Here is a 16,254-nt window from a genome sequence, read left to right as displayed (position 1 = left end):
CGCTAGAGAATGCGCAACAAAGTTACAATCGTAACGAGTTTGGTTGCAAAGCCCGCGCGGGTTTGAAAGGGGCGTGGGTGAGACGAAACGCAGCGAGGAGAGCCCCCATGACCACCTATCCCGAAGTCCGCATGATGATCGGCGGCGAGTGGATCGCACAAGGCGGCGAAGGCGCGATGCCGGTGGTCAATCCCGCGACCGAGCAGGAAATCGGCCGCGCGCCCAAGGCGTCGAAGGAACAGCTCGACGCAGCGCTCGTCGCCGCCGACAGCGGCTTTGCCGTGTGGAGCCGGACCCCCGCGATCGAGCGCTTCCGCGTGATCCGCCGCGCCGCCGACCTGCTGCGCGAGCGCGCCGAAACCATCGCGCGGGTGATGACGCTCGAAATGGGCAAGCCGCATGGACAGGCCATGGCCGAGACGACCGGAGCGGCCGACCTCATCGATTTCCTCGCCGAGGAGGCCAAGCGCCAGGGCGGTCGCATCGTGCCCGCGCGCACTTCCGCCATTCTCGAACAGCGCGTGACGCAGGAACCGGTCGGCCCCGCCGTGCTGCTGACCCCTTGGAATTTCCCGATCAACCTGCCGGCGAAGAAAATCGGCGGCGCGCTTGCCGCCGGGTGCAGCGCCATCCTCAAGCCCGCCGAGACGACCCCGGCGAGCGCGCAGATGCTGGTCGAATGCTTCGTCGATGCGGGCCTGCCCGAGGGCGTGCTGAACCTCGTCTACGGCGACCCGGCGATGATTTCCGAGCACCTCATCGCCTCGCCCGTCACCCGCAAGGTGAGCTTCACCGGATCGACCGCGGTGGGCAAGCAGCTGGGCGCGCTCGCGGCGCAGGGGATGAAGCGCTTCACCCCCGAACTCGGCGGCCACGCGCCGGTGGTGATCGGCGAAAGCGCCGATTTCGAGCGCACCGTGGCGGTGTGCGCCGCGACCAAGTTCCGCAATGCCGGGCAGGTCTGCGTCTCGCCCACCCGCTTCCTCGTCGCGCGCGGCATCTACGAGAAATTCGTCGCCGAATTCGCCGCCCGCTCGAGCAAGCTCAAGGTCGGCGATGCGAGCAGCGACGACAGCGTCGAGATGGGCCCGCTCGCCCATGGCGGACGGGTCAAGGCGATGGCCGACCTGATGGCCTCGCTGGGCGGGGAAAAGGGCGAGATCGTCACCGGCGGCAAGGCAATCGACCGGCCCGGCCATTTCTTCGAGCCGACCGTGATCGCCGCGCCCTCGCTCGACAGCCGGCTGATGGTGGAGGAGCCCTTCGGCCCGGTCGCCGGGATCGTGCCCTATGACGACATCGCCGAAGCCGTGCGGATCGCCAATTCGCTGCGCTACGGGCTGGCCGCCTATGCCTTCACCGCGAGCCTCGATGAAAGCCACTATCTCGGCCGCGAACTGCGCGCCGGGATGGTCGCGATCAACCATTTCGCGGTCGGGTCGCCCGAAACGCCCTTCGGCGGCACGGGCGACAGCGGGTTCGGTTCGGAAAGCGGGGTCGAGGGCTATCTCGGCTATACCGAGACCAAGCTGGTCACCGTCGCGAGGGCCGGCGGGTAAGCCGCCACGGGCTTACCGCAAGGAAGAGGCGGGTCAGGACAGCGGGATGAAGCGCGAAAGGATGGAGCGCAGCGGATTGGCGTCTTCCATCGGCTGGATGCGGCCGTAATGGGCCCTGCGGGCGATCTCGTCATGCGTGCAGACAGTGCGTCCCATGGCATCCGGGCCAGAGGACCAGATCGTCGGTCTTTCCATCTATCGCGTCCCCGATTCGCGTCTTGTTAGCAGGTGCAACCTAACAGCAAATGTGTGGAAAAGTGAGTCGGAATTGACCGCGCGCGCAATTTTTCGCCCACCTGGTCAAGCCCGCAAATGCACTTATTGTCGTTTTCGGGTCCGATTGCGGCTTTTTTGCCCACCGCCCGCCTTTCGCAGGCGCAGCATGGCGCCTCAGCGATCCGTGCGCACCGCGCCAGCCGCGCGCACGTCGGCGAGCGTGGGGTAGCCGTTGACCGCCATAAGCAGGTCCGCTTCGGCGAGGATCGAGCGCAGCACCCAGGCCGCGCCCTCCGCCCCGCCCAGCGCGAGGCCGTAGGTATAGGGCCGCCCGACCCCGACCGCCCTCGCGCCCAGCGCGAGCGCCTTCACCGCATCGGTCCCCGAACGCACGCCCGAATCGAACAGCACCGGCACATCGCCCGCTGCTTCGACGACATCGGCGAGCAGGTCGATCGTCGCGATCCCGCCATTGGCCTGCCGCCCGCCGTGGTTCGAGCAATAAATCGCGTCCGCCCCGGTATCGACCGCGCGCTTCGCATCGTCGGGGTGGCAGATGCCCTTCAGCACGATGGGAAGCTTCGTCACCGACTTGAACCACTCCATGTCGTCCCAGGTCAGCACCTGCCCGAAAGTCGCCGCCCAGGTGAAGATCGCCGCCGCCATGTCCTCTTCCGGCGGCTTTGCCAGCAGCGAGCGGAAGACCGGGTCGGTGAAGTAGTTCTGCAGCACCTTGCCGCGCAGCTGCGGGAAATTGGACGCGTTGAGATCGCGCGGACGCCAGCCGGTCACCCACGTGTCGAGCGTCACGACGAGCGCCGAATAGCCCGCTTCCTCGGCCCTGCGGATGAGGCTTTCGGCAAGCTCGCGATTGCGCGGCGTGTAGAGCTGGAACCACGCGGGCGTATCGCCACAGGCTTTTTTCACGTCCTCCAGCGGATCGTTCGCCAGCGTCGAGGCGCAGAACGGCACGCCCGTCATTGCCGAGGCGCGCGCCGCGGCCATGTCGCCGCGCTTATCCTGCGAGGCTTCTCCGTTCAGCCCGATGGGCGCCATGAACAGCGGCGTTTCGTACGTGTGCCCGAACAATTCGATCGACAGGTCGCGCTGCGAGCAGTCGACCATCATGCGCGGGACCATGCCCCAGTGGTGGAAGGCCGCCGCGTTCTCGTCCTGCGTGTGCTCGTCCCCGCATCCGCCCGCGACGTAATTGGTGAGCATCGGGCCGAGCGCCTCGTGCGCGCGCTTTTCGAGGCCGGCGAAATCGACCGGGTAATCGGGCAGCACGCCTTTCAGCCCGGCATTGTAGATCTCGTTCTGCATCGCGCCGAAATAGGTCATCGGATCCCTCCTCGTCTCTCTCTTGCGCCTGTTCCAGCCGAACGAGCGGCGCGGGGCAAGAGCGAATCTGGCGAGAGGTCAAGCGAAGAAGCGCTGGAGCCGCGGGCGGACCTTGAGGAACTGCCCATAGGCGGCTTCGAGCAGGCGCAGGAGCGGACGCCAGCGTGCGGCAAGGCCCAAGGGGCGCAGGAGCGGAATCGCGCGCCACATCGCAGCGAAGGCCGCCGCGCCTTCGAGCAGCACGCCGTCCTCCTCGGCATGGAAGCGTTCGAGCAGGCGCGCCCGGTCGATCGGGCAGGAAGCGGGCTCGCCCCTGTCCGAAACGTCGACGAAACGGATCGCCCCGCGCCGGTCGAGCCGCCGCATCAGCGCGATCTCGCGTAGGCACAGCGGGCAGGCGCCGTCATACCAGACGGTGACGCGAGCGGACTTGGGATGGGCCATGCATAACAAATGCTGGTCCCCGCTTCGCGTTCCTACGGGAAAGCCGCACCGTGCTGCGCTGCAACAATTCGCTTGGCAGCGGGAGCCCGCGCGTTACAAAGGATGCGGTGGGCGACATGGCATCTCTGACTTTCGCCATCCCCGTGCTGCTTGCGGTCGGGGCGGGAGCGGGATTTGCCGCCGGGCTTTTCGGCATCGGCGGAGGCTTCGTCGTCGTCCCTGCGCTGGTCTTCATCCTGCCGCTGCTGGGCGTCGCGGCCGAGCAGGTTCCCCACATCGCGGTGGGCACCAGCCTCGCCACCATCATCTTCACCTCGGCCCGCTCGACCCAGAGCCACGCGCGGCGCGGGTCGGTCGATTTCGCGATTCTGAAAAGCTGGGCGCCGTGGGTCGTCCTCGGCACGGTGGCGGGATCGATGATCGCCGACCGGATCTCGGGCGCGACGCTCGCGGTGATCTTCGGGGTCGGCGTGCTCAGCTTCGCGGTCTATTTCCTGCTGCCCCGCAGGAGCGAGGAGCCGGTCCTGTCCGCCATGCCCGGCGGGGTGGCGCGGTTCTCGCTTGCGGGCTCGCTCGGCGCGATTTCGGCCTTGCTGGGGATCGGCGGGGGCACGATCGCAACCCTCACGATGACCATGTGCGGCACGCCAATCCACCGCGCCATCGGCACGGCGGCGGGCATGGGCGCAATCATAGCGATTCCCGCCAGCATCGGTTTCCTCGTCATCGGCATGGGCGAGCCGGGCCTGCCGTGGGGCTCGCTCGGCTTCGTCAACCTGCCCGCGGCCTTCGTCATCGTGCTCACCTCGGTCGTCTTCGCCCCGCTGGGCGTGGCGACCGCGCACCTCTTGTCGCCCGCCGTGCTGCGGCGGGTCTTCGGCATTTACCTCATCCTCGTCGGGACAACCATGATCGCCAAGTACTGACCCACCAGCAAAGGAGCAGCCCTCATGCACACCAACCGCAGATCCTTTCTCGCCGGCGCCGGAGTGACGGCAGGGCTGGCACCTGTGGCAGCCGGGGGAGTGTTTCCGCTAGCCGCGGCGGGGTCCATGGCGGCCCCGGATTTCGGGCCCCAATTCGGACCACTGCCGGGCGAGGCGCTGCTCAGCCGCAACGAGAATCCCTACGGCCCCGCCCCGTCCGCGCTCAGGGCCGTCGCCGATGCCGCGCGGCTCGGCTGCTACTATGCCGACCGCGGGCTCGGCCGGCTCGCCGACATGATCGCCGAGCGCCACGGCGTCTCGCCCCGGCAGGTGATCATCGGCAGCGGCTCGACCGAGATCCTGTGCGCCATCGCGCTCGCGTGGGGGGAAAAGGGCAAGGTGCTGTGCCCGGACCTGTTCTGGGACACGACCGTGCAATACGGCGAGCGGCAAGGGGTCGAGGCGCTGCGCGTGCCGCTCGCCGCGGACATGGGCGTGGACCTTGCCGCGATGACAGCGCGGCTCGACGACGGCGTGTCGCTGGTCCAGATCTGCAACCCGAATAATCCCACCGGAATGCTCATCCCTTCGGCGGACCTGCGCGCCTTCGCCGACGCGGTCACGCCCAAGGCGACGCTGCTGGTGGACGAAGCCTATAACGAGCTGACCGATGCGCCCGGCGACAACACGCTGGTCGACCTCGTGCGCGCGGGGCGCGACGTGATCGTGTGCCGGACCTTCTCCAAGATCTACGGCATGGCCGGGATGCGGGTCGGCTATGCGATCACGACCGAGCAGAACGCGCAGCGTATCGCGGGCTACCTGATGAGCTTCGGCGGCAACACGGCGGGTATCGCCGCGGCGATCGCGAGCTACAACGACACGGGCTTTCTTGAGAGATCGCGCGCGATGGTGCTCGAAGGGCGCGAGATGATCATGGACGCGGTCGCACGCGCAGGGCTTACCGCCCTGCCCTCGCAGACCAATTTCGTCTACGTGAAGGTTCCCGATGCCGACGCGGTGCAGGCCGCAATGCTCGAGCGCGGCGTCTTCATCCGCGGCGCCTATGGCCCGTGGAAGGAATGGTCGCGGGTCAGCACCGGCAGGCTCGAGGATGTCGAACGCTATGCGAAGGCGCTTCCGGAGATTATCGAGAGCCTGAACGCGTAGATTCGCGACACGGGGAGAGGAACGTTCATGAAAGCCATCATTCTCGCAGCCGCGGGAGCCCTCGCGCTCATGCCCGCAGCGCTGGCCGCGCAGGCGGGCGACGAGGCGCTGGTCGAAGTCGAGAGCGGGAGAGTCAAGGAAGGCGTGCCGCTGCCCACGTTCAAGGCCGATGCGAGCTGGCCGAAACTGCCCGATGACCTGATCCTCGGGCAAGTGCCCGGCCTTGCCGTGGCGAAGGACGACACGGTCTGGATCCTCACCCGGCCCAATTCGCTCAATCCGACCGAGGCGGGGCTCGACCCCGACCCGCCGCTCACCGTGGCCTGCTGCAAGTCGCCGCCGCACGTCATGCAGTTCGACTCCGCGGGCAATCTCCTGCGCGCCTGGGGCGGACCCGCGCTCGCTCCGGGGACAAGCACCGTCACCGGCGAGGGACGCGAGGCGAAGGAGGAAGGCGACGAGCAATGGCCCGCCAATGTCCACGGCCTCTATGTCGACGAGGCCGGGACGGTCTGGATCGGCGGCAACGGGGCGGGCGATCACGTCGTGCTCAATTTCACCGCCGAGGGCGAATTCATCCGCCAGATCGGGCGGCGGCAGGTGACGGAAGGCAACCTGTCCGAGCAATATCTCGGCAACCCCGCCGACATCGCCCACGACGGCACAAGCGTGCTGGTCGCCGACGGCTACACCAACACGCGCGTGATCGAATTCGCGAGCGAGGACCTTTCTTTCGAACAGCTGTGGGGCGCTTACGGGACCGAACCGGGCTCGGGCACGCGCGGCGGGGCGTTCGACCAGTCGATGGCGACCAGCACCGCCGAGGGCGGGCCCGACCCGCTCGCCGGCGATTTCGAGCCGATGGTCCACTGCGTCGTGCGCGGGCCGGAAAACACCGTCTATGTCTGCGACCGCCGCAACAACCGGGTGCAGGTCTTCCGCGAGGGCGAAGGCGGCATCGAGTTCGTCGAGAACGTCGTCATCGCGCCCGAGACCGGCGGCACGCGCACCGCGAGCGATGTCGCCTTCAGCCCTGACGGAACCTATGTCTACGTCGCCGACATGATGAACGGGCGGGTCTGGATCCTCACGCGCGAGGACCACGAGATCGTCGGCTGGTTCGGCCGCAACGGGCGCTATCCGGGCCAGTTCATCTGGCTCCACAGCGTCGATGTCGACAGCGAGGGCAACGTCTACACCACCGAGGTCAACACCGGGCGAAGGGTCCAGCGCTTCGTCTTTCAGGGTTATGAGGAATAGGCGACGCAGCTGGCGGAGAGGGAGGGATTCGAACCCTCGGTACTCGTGAGAGCACAACGGTTTTCGAGACCGCCCCGTTCGACCACTCCGGCACCTCTCCGACTGTTGCTGCGGGCGAAAGCGCGCCGAAAGAGGCCCGCCTTGCACCATGCTCCCATGCCCCAGGCGTCGGTCGAACGCTTTGGCGGGGCGATGGAGAGCGCGCCCGTTAGCCCATGGCCCCGGCCTTGCCAAGTCCCTGCGCGCCATAAAATGCGGGCATATCTCGCGCGCGCCTCGGGCGCACGCCTTGCCATGGCGGGGCCAGCCCCCATATGCTTTATCCTATGGAACGTGCTGAGTTCTTCTCGACGCAGGCCGGGCGCACGATCTACGCCCCGCTTGAAACCCGCACCCGCTTCGGGATCGGCGACGTGGTCCGCCATCGGTTGTTCGGCTTTCGCGGCGTAATTTTCGACATCGACCCGGTCTTCGCCAACAGCGAGGAATGGTATCAGTCGATCCCCGAGGACATCCGCCCCGACCGCGATCAGCCCTTCTACCACCTCCTCGCCGAAAACGAGGATTCGAGCTATGTCGCCTATGTCAGCCAGGGCAATCTCGTGGCCGACGCGAAAGGCGGGCCGGTCGACCACCCGACGGTCCCGCAATTGTTCGAAGGCTTCAAGGATGGCCGCTACCGGATGCGGCGCTCGCTGACGCATTGATTCTTTCGGCAGCCCATCCGGGCTACCATCTCCTCGCGCCAGCGGCGCTGCGGGCGCGCAGTCGCGCTTGCGGGCCTGCGGCCCGGTTCAGCGCTTGCCTTCGTGCCTTGCGCTAGCTTTTCAGCTTCCAGCCGCTCCTGAGGACGGCGTAGACGATCAGCGCCAGCACCACGTTGAACACGCCGATGCCGACCGCGGCCCATGCCACGTCGCTTGCCGAGCCGATGTCGCTTTCGCCGAGGAAGCCGTAGCGAAAGCCCGAGATCACGTAGAAGAACGGGTTCGCCCGGCTCACCGCCTGAAACGCGGGCGCGAGGTTGTCGATCACGTAGAACGTCCCCGACAGCAGGCTGAGCGGCGCGATCACGAAATTGGTGATCGCAGCGTTGTGGTCGAACTTCTCCGCCCAGATCGAGGTGGCAAGCCCGAACACCGACAGCATCACGCTGCCCATCAACCCGAACCACACGATCGCCCAGACGTGCGCGATGTGCACCGTCACACCCGGCCACAGCACCATCGCGAGCGCCACGGTGCATCCGACCGCGACCGCGCGCGTCACCGCTGCGCCGACGATCCCCGCCATCAGCTCTCCCGGCGAAAGCGGCGGCATCAGCAGGTCGATGATCGTCCCCTGGATCTTGCCGGAAAGCAGCGAGAAGCTCGAATTGGCGAAGGCGTTCTGCATCATGCCCATCACGATCAGCCCCGGCGCGACGAAGCTCGAGAAGGGCACGCCCAGCACCTCGCGCCCCTCGCGCCCCAGCGCGACCGAAAAGATCACGAGAAACAGCAGCGTCGTGACCGCCGGGGCCCAGATCGTCTGGGTCTGGACCTTGAGAAACCGCCGCACCTCCTTCATATAGAGCGCCATGAGCCCGACGCGGTTGATCCCGGTGATGACCGGCCGGCCGCGCGGAGTGAACCGGGCGCCCTCGCCCGGGCCTGCATCTCCGGGGACGACGTTTTCGCTCGCAGCGTGCGCGGAAGCGGGTTGTTCGTTGGCGGTGGGTGCTTGATCGGCCATGCCCCAGCGCCTACGTCCTCTCATAGACGCTGGCAACTCCCGCGCCCTGCCGAGTGCGCGATCATCAGGAACGGAATAGAAATCTTATGAGCTGGACTGACGAGCGCATCGCGACGCTCCGGAAAATGTGGGAAGGCGGCGCGACCGCCAGCCAGATCGCCGAGGAACTGGGCGGTGTCAGCCGCAACGCGGTGATCGGCAAGGCGCACCGTCTCGGGCTCAAGTCGCGGCCCTCGCCGGTCAAGGCGAACGACAAGAAGAAGCCCGCGCCCAAGAAGCAGGCGGCCAAGCCCGCCCCCGCGAAAAAGGACGCGGCGCCCGCGCGCGCTCCGGCAAAGGCCGAGAGCAAGGCCCCGGCCAGCGCAGGTTCCGCCGCGCCGACTGCCGACAAGGCTGCCGCGCCGGCTTCGCCGAAGCAGGCGGACAGTGCCGATGCCGGATCGGCCGGCGCGCCCGCGCAGCCCGAACAGCAGAACCTGCCCAAGATCGTCTCGGTCGGCCCCGGCGGCTTCCTGCGCCAGGGTCCGGGCGACCAGCAGGCCCCGATCCCGCCCGCCCCGCCGCGCCGCCTCGTTCCGGCCAAGCCGAGCCCCGAGATCGCGGACAAGACAAGCCTGCTCGACCTGTCGGACAAGGTCTGCCGCTGGCCGATGGGCCATCCGGGCGAACCCGATTTCCACTTCTGCGGCGAGCCGGTGAACCCGGGCTTTCCCTATTGCGTCGAACATTGCGGGCGGGCCTACCAGGCGCAGCTGCCGCGCGGCGCGCGCAAGCCCCCGCCCCCGCTGCCTTTCGGCGGCCCCCGCGTTCGCTGATCCCCGCACGGCGGGCGACACTCCAGCGCGCGGGGGGCGCGCGCGGGGTGGCCCGCGCGCGCCCCCCTCGCTAAGGCAGGGGCGAATCGCCCATGCCGGCGAACAGGGGAACCATCATGCCGCTCACGCTCCACGCCGCCTTCGTGCCGACCTGCGACCAGCTGCTCGGCGGGCTGCGCACCGTCATCGACCGGGCTGAAGCCCATTGCCGCGCCGAGGGGCTTGCCGACGCCGACCTGATCGACGCCGCGCTCGCGCCCGATATGTGGTCGCTGCCCTGGCACGTGCGCGCCTGCTGGGTTCATTCGGGCTATGCGCTCGGCCTGATGCCGACCGGCGAATTCACCCCCGATTTCACCGTGCGGCCCGAAAGCTGGGACGCGATGCGGGCCATGGTCGACGAAGCGCGCGCGGTCCTGACCGGGGTGGACGAGGACGACCTAGAACGGATCGCGGGCGACAAGGTCACCTTCGTGCTCGGCGGCAAAAAGCTGATGGAAGGGACGGTCTCGCAGTTCCTGCTCGGCTTCAACCAGCCCAATTTCCAATTCCACGCCACTACCTTCTACGGCATCTGCCGGATGAAGGGCGTGAAGCTCGGCAAGATGGATTATATGGGGCCGATGCAGATGGCCCGCCCGGATACGGCCGGGGCCTGAGGCGATGCGCCGCTTCGCTCCCGCCCTCGCGCTAAGCGCGCTCGCCCTGCCCGCGCCCGCCCTCGCCGACCTGCCCGCCCCGGTGCGCGCGATGATCGACGCGGCGATCGAGACCGGCGACGAGGACACCGTGCGCACCGTCATCGACCTCGCCCGCACCACCAATCCGGGCGAGGCGGCCGAAATCGACGCGATCCTCGCCGCCTACGAAACCGACCTCGCCGCCGCCGCCGAGGCCGAAGCGGCGGCCGAGCAGGAGCGCATCCGCACTGCCGGCCTCTTCGACAACTGGAGCGGCAAGGGCGAGCTCGGCGCCTTCCGTTCCACCGGCAATGCCTCGAACACCGGGATCACCGCCGGGCTGTCGCTGGTGCGCGAAGGGATCGACTGGCGGCACAAGCTGTCGGGCCGCGCCGATTACCAGGAGACCGAGGGCGTCGTCACGCGCGAGCAGTTCCTCGCCGCCTACGAGCCCAACTGGAAGATCACCGACGGCCTCTACGCCTATGGCCTCGCGCAATACGAGCGCGACCGGTTCCAGGGCTTTTCCGCGCGCTATTCGGTCTCGGGCGGCCTCGGCTACGACGTGCTGACGGGCGAGGAGATGACCCTGTCGGTCAAGGCCGGCCCCGCGTGGCGGCGCACCGAGTTCGTCGGCGGAGGCAGCCGGAGCGACCTTGCCGGGCTCGCGGCGCTCGATTTCGACTGGCAGCTGCTCGACACCGTGACCTTCACGCAGGATGCGAGCGCCTTCGTCCAGTCGGGTTCCTCGACGTTCATTTCGGATTCGGGGCTGGTGGCGAAGGTCGCGGGCGATTTCTCGCTGCGCCTGTCCTACACGGTCGAGCATGACACCGATCCGCCCGCGGGCGCGGTGAACACCGACACATTGAGCCGGGTGACGATCATCTACGATTTCTGAGAAAGCGCGCGCAGGGTGAGCCAGACAGCGAGCGGGAAACCCAGCGCGTAGCCGAGGATACCGAGATTTCGCAGCGGCATCGACCCGGTCAGCGGTCCGATCAGGCCAGCAAGCGCCACGCTTCCTGCCAGCAAGAAGGCGGCACTCGCCGGGCGCATAGCGGGTGCGCCGCGCAGGCCCACCCCCGCGCACAGCAGGGCGCAGGCGAACAGCACGTCCCACGCGAGAATGTCGATCGCATAGGCCGCGGACGGCCACACGAAGGCGAGAGGCGCGCCCTCGCCCGCAACCAGCGCGTGATCGCGCGGAAGCGCCAGGACCGCCGCGTGCAGCGCCGCGCTCGTCGTCAGCGCCGCCGCCGCGAGGGCGAGTGCGGCGAGAAACCAGCCCCGTGGCTCCTGCGCGGTCCGGGCGAGCGCTGCGAAGAACAGCACGACCGGGACCGCGAGCGCGATGATGAGGAGCTCCATCGCGGCGAACCAGGGATCGCCGATAGGCTCGGAGGAAGACGGAAGGGCGATGAACCCGGCGATGGTCGCGAAGGCATAGGCGGCGTGCAGCGCGATCACCGCGAGACCCGCTCGGCGGAGCATTGCTGTCTCTACCTCTGCACCAGCCATGCGCACCTTCCCGGGGGCAGCATTACGCCAGCCTCACGCCCTCGCAAACCAGATCGTGTGGCGCGGTCCCTTGTTGTTGGGCCGGGCGCGGACCTCGCGCGCCTCGACCGCGAAGCCCGCGTCCTTGAGCCGCCGCGTGAACTTGTGGTCGGGCGCCGCGGACCAGATCGCCAGCACGCCGCCCGGCTTCAGCGCATCGCGCGCCTTGCCGAGGCCGGTGCGTGAATAGAGCCGGTCGTTCGCATCGCGCACGATCCCGTCAGGCCCGTTGTCGACGTCGAGCAGGATCGCGTCGTATTTCTCGCAAGTTCCGTCATTGGCATCGTCGATCAGTGCCGCGACGTCGCACAGGCGGATGTCGCCGCGCGGGTCGTCGAGGCTGTCGCCGGTGAGATGCGCCAATGGCCCTCTCGCCCAGTCGAGGATCTCGGGCACGATCTCGGCCACGCGCACCACGCCGCCTTCGGGCAATTCCGAAAGGGCTGCGCGGTAGGTGAAACCCATGCCGTAGCCGCCGATGAGGACGCGCGGGGCGGGCGCGGAAAGCTCGGCCAGAGTCAGCACCGCAAGCTGCTCCTCTGAATACTGCATCCGCGTGCCCATCAACTCGCCGCGCCCCAGCATGATGATGAAGTCGCGCCCATGGCTGACGAGAGTCAGTTCCTCGTCCCCGCCGGGGACGGCGGCGCTGGCGAGGGTCTTGCGTTCGAGCATTCTTGCGTTCCGTTCCAAAAGCGAAGGGGCCGCCCGGCCTTGCGCCGGGCGGCCCCCTCAGTTTCCATGGCCCGAAGGATCAGTCCTTCAGGAAGTCGGGCATCGCGGCCGGGGCATCATTGCCGCCGTCATTGCCGCCGCGCGGGCCGCGTCCGCGACCGCCGCGACGGTCGCCGCCCCGGTCGCCGCCGCGTCCGCCGCGGCCACCCCGGTCACCGCGCGGTTCGCGCGGCGGGCGGGTGTCCTCGAGCTCCTCGCCGGTGTCCTGGTCGACCACCCGCATCGACAGGCGGACCTTGCCGCGATTGTCGATCTCGAGCACCTTGACCTTCACCTCCTGGCCTTCGGAGACGACATCGGTCGGCTTTTCGACGCGCTCGTTCTTCATTTCGGAGACGTGGACGAGCCCGTCCTTGCCGCCCATGAAGTTCACGAAAGCGCCGAAGTCCACGATGTTGACGACCTTGCCGGTGTAGATCTTGCCCACTTCCGGCTCCTCGACGATGCCGAGGATCCAGTTCTTCGCCGCCTCAATCTCGTCGAGATTGCTGGATGAAATCTTGATCACGCCCTCGTCGTCAATGTCGACCTTGGCGCCGGTTTCCGCGACGATCTCGCGGATGACCTTGCCGCCCGTGCCGATGACGTCGCGGATCTTCGACTTGTCGATCTGCATCGTCTCGATCCGCGGGGCGTGCTTGGAGACCTCGCCGCGGGCCGAACCCAGCGCCTTGGTCATCTCGCCGAGGATGTGCGCGCGACCGGCCTTGGCCTGTTCGAGCGCCTTTTCCATGATCTCGCGGGTGATCCCGGCGACCTTGATGTCCATCTGCAGCGAGGTGATGCCCGCCTCGGAACCGGCCACCTTGAAGTCCATGTCGCCCAGGTGGTCCTCGTCGCCGAGGATGTCGGACAGGACCGCGAAGTTTTCGCCTTCGAGGATCAGGCCCATCGCGATGCCGGAGACCGGACGCTTCAAGGGAACGCCCGCGTCCATCATCGACAGCGCGCCGCCGCACACGGTCGCCATCGAGGACGAACCGTTCGATTCGGTGATGTCGGACAGAACGCGGATCGTATAGGGGAAGTCCTCCGCATCGGGCATGACCGGATGCAGCGCGCGCCAGGCGAGCTTGCCGTGACCGATCTCGCGCCGGCCGGTGAAGCCGAAGCGGCCCACTTCGCCGACCGAATAGGGCGGGAAGTTATAGTGCAGCATGAAGTTGTTGTACGACAGCCCCTCGAGCCCGTCGATCATCTGCTCGGCGTCCTTGGTGCCGAGCGTGGTGGTGCAGATCGCCTGCGTCTCGCCGCGGGTGAACAGCGCCGAGCCGTGGGTGCGCGGAAGCAGGCCGACCATCGCTTCGATCGGGCGGACCTCATCGAGCTTGCGCCCGTCGATGCGCGTGCCGTCCTTGAGGATCGAGCCGCGAACGATCTCGCTTTCGAGCTTCTTCACCAGCTTGAGCGTGCCGAGATATTCGGCCGGGTCGCTTTCGGCGAGATCGGCGAAGGCTTCGCGCGCCTTTTCGCGCGCGGCGTTGACCGCGTCCTGGCGTTCGGCCTTGTTGGTGATCTTGTAGGCCGCTTCGAGATCGGCGCCGATGACGCTGCGAAGCTTGTCCATCCGGGCCGACTTGTCCTCGACCGGGTCGAGATCCCACGGATCCTTGGCGGCCTGTTCGGCAAGGTCGATGATCGCGCCGACGACCTTCTTGCACTCGTCATGCGCGAACATGACGGCGCCGAGCATTTCCTCTTCGGTCAGCTCCTTGGCTTCGGATTCGACCATCATCACCGCGTCCTGCGTCGCGGCGACGACAAGGTCGAGACGGCCGTTTTCGCCGAGCGCATCGGTCGTGCTGGGATTGAGGACGTATTCGCCATCGGTCGTGTAACCGACGCGCGCGGCGCCGATCGGGCCCATGAAAGGCACGCCCGACAGGGTCAGGGCAGCCGAGGCGGCGATCATCGCGACGATATCGGGCTCGGTCTCGCCGTCATAGCTGAGAACCTGCGCGATCACGTTGATTTCGTTGTAGAAGCCTTCGGGGAAGAGCGGCCGCACCGGGCGGTCGATCAGGCGGGAAGTGAGCGTTTCCTTCTCCGTCGCGCGGCCTTCGCGCTTGAAAAAGCCGCCGGGGATACGGCCAGCAGCGGAGAATTTCTCCTGGTAGTGAACGGTGAGCGGGAAGAAGTCCTGGCCTTCCTTGACGCTCTTGGCGGCGGTCACGGCGCACAGCACCACGGTTTCGCCATAGGTGGCGAGCACAGCGCCGTCGGCCTGACGGGCAATGCGGCCGGTTTCCAGAGTGAGGGTCTTTCCGCCCCACTCCAGCGATACGGTTTTCGTGTCGAACATTTGGATTCCTTGCTGAACCCGCTGCGCCCTATTGCGTAGCGGGGCCTCTCGTGTTCCGGGGAAGATTGCCGTCCCGGTCCGGTGCGGGGCCGAATATGCCCCTGTAGCCCCTTCACCGAATTGCGAAGGAAAGCCGAAAGAGTGGCGCGCCCGATTTCGCACGGGCGCATGACAGGCCGGAGACGTCCCGTTTCCGGCGCGCGGCCTCCATAGCGAAGAAAGCCGCGACTGGATAGCGAAACGGCTCCCCGCGGGGAGCCGTTCCTGAATGCTTACTTGCGCAGACCCAGCTTCTGGATCAGCGCGTTGTACCGCTCGACGTCCTTCTTCTTGAGATAGGCGAGCAGGTTGCGACGCTTGTTGACCATCATCAGCAGGCCGCGGCGCGAATGGTTGTCCTTGTGGTGCTGCTTGAAATGCTCGGTCAGGTTCTTGATCCGCTCGGTCAGGATCGCGACCTGCACTTCGGGACTGCCCGTGTCATTGTTGCCCTGGGCGTTGTCCTTGATGATCTTCGTTTTCGTTTCGGCGTCGACCGACATATTCGTGTTCCTTACTCAGCGACATCGGGCAGGTTGAACCCCCTGACGACCTTCGCCGTCCCATCCGCGATTTCCACCAGCGCGACCGGAACATCGCCCAGTTTCGCGCAGTAGAGCCCGGATGATTGGGGCATCCCGGAAAGGACCCGGCCCTGTCGGACCGCCTGCGCGCTCTCCGGGTCGAGGGTAAGGGCCGGGATGTCGTCCAGCCCCGCCTCCAGCGGCAGGATGAGGTCATGAAGTGGCGGCCCATTACCGCTTTCGCCGGCAAAGTCCAGCGAAATCGCCTGTTCCTGGCGGAAGGGACCCGCCTTGGTCCTGCGAAGATAGGTAACGTGGCCGCGCGTTCCAAGGGCGAGCGCGATGTCGCGGGCGAGGCTGCGGATATAGGTGCCCTTGGAGACGTGGGCGGTGAGGGTGATTTCCCCGAGCGCGCCCTCCCCCGCCTCCGCTCGGGCGACGGTGAGCGCGTGGATCGTCACGCCCCGCGTCTTGAGCTCCACATCCTCCCCCGCCCTCGCCCGGTCATAGGCGCGCTTTCCGTCGACCTTTATCGCGGAGAAAGCGGGCGGAACCTGCTCGATTCTCCCGGTAAAGCGCGGCAGGACCGCCTCGATCTCGGCAAGGGTCGGCCGGGCATCGCTCGACGCCACGACCCCGCCTTCCGTGTCGAGCGTCGAAGTCTCCGCCCCGAAAGCAATCGTGAATTCATAGATCTTGCTCGCATCGAGCATCCGCCCGGCAAGTTTTGTCGCCTCGCCCAGCGCGATCGGCAGCACGCCTTCGGCCAGCGGGTCGAGCGTCCCGCCATGCCCGACCTTGGTTCTCGCATAGCCGCCCTCGCGCAGCAGCCGCTTGACCGCGCCCACGGCCTGGGTCGAGCCGAGCCCGCGCGGCTTGTCGAGCACCAGCCAGCCGTGGAGCGCGGGTTTCGGTTCGTCGGTCATGCGCGCCCCCTAGCCAAAGCGGC

Annotated in this window: 17 protein-coding genes and 1 tRNA gene; 8 read left to right on the top strand and 10 right to left on the bottom strand. The window is 67.4% G+C overall.

Translation table 11 applies throughout. From position 1 onward, the window contains the following. Positions 1-107: 107 nt before the first annotated feature. Positions 108-1,559 carry an NAD-dependent succinate-semialdehyde dehydrogenase gene (locus G9473_RS01680; protein WP_291135356.1) on the top strand — a complete coding sequence of 484 codons (1,452 nt, stop codon included), beginning with the start codon at positions 108-110 and terminating at the stop codon, positions 1,557-1,559. Positions 1,560-1,592: 33 nt separating this feature from the next. Here G9473_RS01680 and G9473_RS01675 read toward each other — a convergent pair whose 3' ends face one another. From G9473_RS01675 to G9473_RS01665, 3 genes are all read right to left on the bottom strand, one after another. Further along, the gene (locus G9473_RS01675) at positions 1,593-1,715 is read right to left on the bottom strand and encodes a hypothetical protein (protein WP_291135354.1); all 123 of its coding nucleotides are present in this window, start codon (positions 1,713-1,715) and stop codon (positions 1,593-1,595) included. A 234-nt stretch (positions 1,716-1,949) separates the two neighbouring features. Next, positions 1,950-3,116: an alpha-hydroxy-acid oxidizing protein gene (locus tag G9473_RS01670; protein WP_291135352.1), complete on the bottom strand. Its 1,167-nt coding sequence runs from the start codon at positions 3,114-3,116 to the stop codon at positions 1,950-1,952. A 78-nt stretch (positions 3,117-3,194) separates the two neighbouring features. Beyond that, positions 3,195-3,560 carry a thiol-disulfide oxidoreductase DCC family protein gene (locus G9473_RS01665; protein WP_291135350.1) on the bottom strand — a complete coding sequence of 122 codons (366 nt, stop codon included), beginning with the start codon at positions 3,558-3,560 and terminating at the stop codon, positions 3,195-3,197. A gap of 116 nt (positions 3,561-3,676) precedes the next feature. Here G9473_RS01665 and G9473_RS01660 point away from each other — a divergent pair, with 116 nt between their 5' ends. The 3 genes from G9473_RS01660 to G9473_RS01650 all read left to right on the top strand — a co-directional run bounded on the left by G9473_RS01660 (position 3,677) and on the right by G9473_RS01650 (position 6,916). Beyond that, the gene (locus tag G9473_RS01660; protein ID WP_291135348.1) at positions 3,677-4,486 is read left to right on the top strand and encodes a sulfite exporter TauE/SafE family protein; all 810 of its coding nucleotides are present in this window, start codon (positions 3,677-3,679) and stop codon (positions 4,484-4,486) included. Between the two features lie 126 nt (positions 4,487-4,612). Continuing rightward, the gene (locus tag G9473_RS01655) at positions 4,613-5,656 is read left to right on the top strand and encodes a histidinol-phosphate transaminase (RefSeq protein WP_291135347.1); all 1,044 of its coding nucleotides are present in this window, start codon (positions 4,613-4,615) and stop codon (positions 5,654-5,656) included. A 27-nt stretch (positions 5,657-5,683) separates the two neighbouring features. Then, positions 5,684-6,916, top strand: coding sequence for a beta-propeller fold lactonase family protein (locus G9473_RS01650; protein ID WP_291135345.1), 1,233 nt, complete (start codon positions 5,684-5,686; stop codon positions 6,914-6,916). A gap of 10 nt (positions 6,917-6,926) precedes the next feature. Here the strand turns inward: G9473_RS01650 and G9473_RS01645 are convergent. Then, positions 6,927-7,016: transfer RNA gene (locus tag G9473_RS01645), tRNA-Ser, on the bottom strand. A gap of 226 nt (positions 7,017-7,242) precedes the next feature. Between G9473_RS01645 and hspQ the strand changes: the two genes are divergently transcribed. After that, positions 7,243-7,623: a heat shock protein HspQ gene (gene hspQ, locus G9473_RS01640; RefSeq protein ID WP_291135343.1), complete on the top strand. Its 381-nt coding sequence runs from the start codon at positions 7,243-7,245 to the stop codon at positions 7,621-7,623. A 112-nt stretch (positions 7,624-7,735) separates the two neighbouring features. Here hspQ and G9473_RS01635 read toward each other — a convergent pair whose 3' ends face one another. Continuing rightward, a complete protein-coding gene (locus tag G9473_RS01635; protein ID WP_291135341.1) occupies positions 7,736-8,650 on the bottom strand; it encodes an ABC transporter permease in 915 nt (304 codons plus the stop codon). An 86-nt stretch (positions 8,651-8,736) separates the two neighbouring features. On the opposite strand from G9473_RS01635, the gene G9473_RS01630 reads away from it, so the two are divergent. From G9473_RS01630 to G9473_RS01620, 3 genes are all read left to right on the top strand, one after another. After that, positions 8,737-9,465: a GcrA family cell cycle regulator gene (locus tag G9473_RS01630; RefSeq protein WP_291135340.1), complete on the top strand. Its 729-nt coding sequence runs from the start codon at positions 8,737-8,739 to the stop codon at positions 9,463-9,465. Between the two features lie 92 nt (positions 9,466-9,557). Continuing rightward, on the top strand, positions 9,558-10,124 hold the full coding sequence (locus tag G9473_RS01625; protein WP_291135338.1) for a DUF1993 domain-containing protein: 567 nt from the start codon (positions 9,558-9,560) through the stop codon (positions 10,122-10,124). A 4-nt stretch (positions 10,125-10,128) separates the two neighbouring features. After that, complete coding sequence (locus G9473_RS01620) at positions 10,129-11,046, top strand: YdiY family protein (protein ID WP_291135336.1); 918 nt, start codon at positions 10,129-10,131, stop codon at positions 11,044-11,046. Here G9473_RS01620 and G9473_RS01615 read toward each other — a convergent pair. The 5 genes from G9473_RS01615 to truB all read right to left on the bottom strand — a co-directional run bounded on the left by G9473_RS01615 (position 11,034) and on the right by truB (position 16,231). Beyond that, on the bottom strand, positions 11,034-11,639 hold the full coding sequence (locus G9473_RS01615; protein WP_291135334.1) for a hypothetical protein: 606 nt from the start codon (positions 11,637-11,639) through the stop codon (positions 11,034-11,036). The two genes, G9473_RS01620 and G9473_RS01615, sit on opposite strands and share 13 nt — an antisense overlap. A 60-nt stretch (positions 11,640-11,699) precedes the next feature. After that, positions 11,700-12,380: a spermidine synthase gene (locus G9473_RS01610; protein WP_291135332.1), complete on the bottom strand. Its 681-nt coding sequence runs from the start codon at positions 12,378-12,380 to the stop codon at positions 11,700-11,702. Between the two features lie 79 nt (positions 12,381-12,459). Next, entirely contained in the window at positions 12,460-14,742 is a 2,283-nt protein-coding gene (gene pnp, locus G9473_RS01605) for a polyribonucleotide nucleotidyltransferase (RefSeq protein ID WP_291135330.1), read from the bottom strand. A gap of 272 nt (positions 14,743-15,014) precedes the next feature. After that, positions 15,015-15,284, bottom strand: coding sequence for a 30S ribosomal protein S15 (gene rpsO, locus G9473_RS01600; protein ID WP_291135328.1), 270 nt, complete (start codon positions 15,282-15,284; stop codon positions 15,015-15,017). 11 nt (positions 15,285-15,295) lie between these two features. Next, entirely contained in the window at positions 15,296-16,231 is a 936-nt protein-coding gene (gene truB, locus G9473_RS01595) for a tRNA pseudouridine(55) synthase TruB (RefSeq protein ID WP_291135326.1), read from the bottom strand. Positions 16,232-16,254 lie beyond the last annotated feature (23 nt).

It is taken from the genome of Erythrobacter sp. (assembly GCF_011765465.1).
GTDB lineage: Bacteria > Pseudomonadota > Alphaproteobacteria > Sphingomonadales > Sphingomonadaceae > Erythrobacter.
The sequence above is the reverse complement of the archived record's forward strand: the minus strand, read 5'-3'. Positions and strand labels throughout refer to the sequence as shown.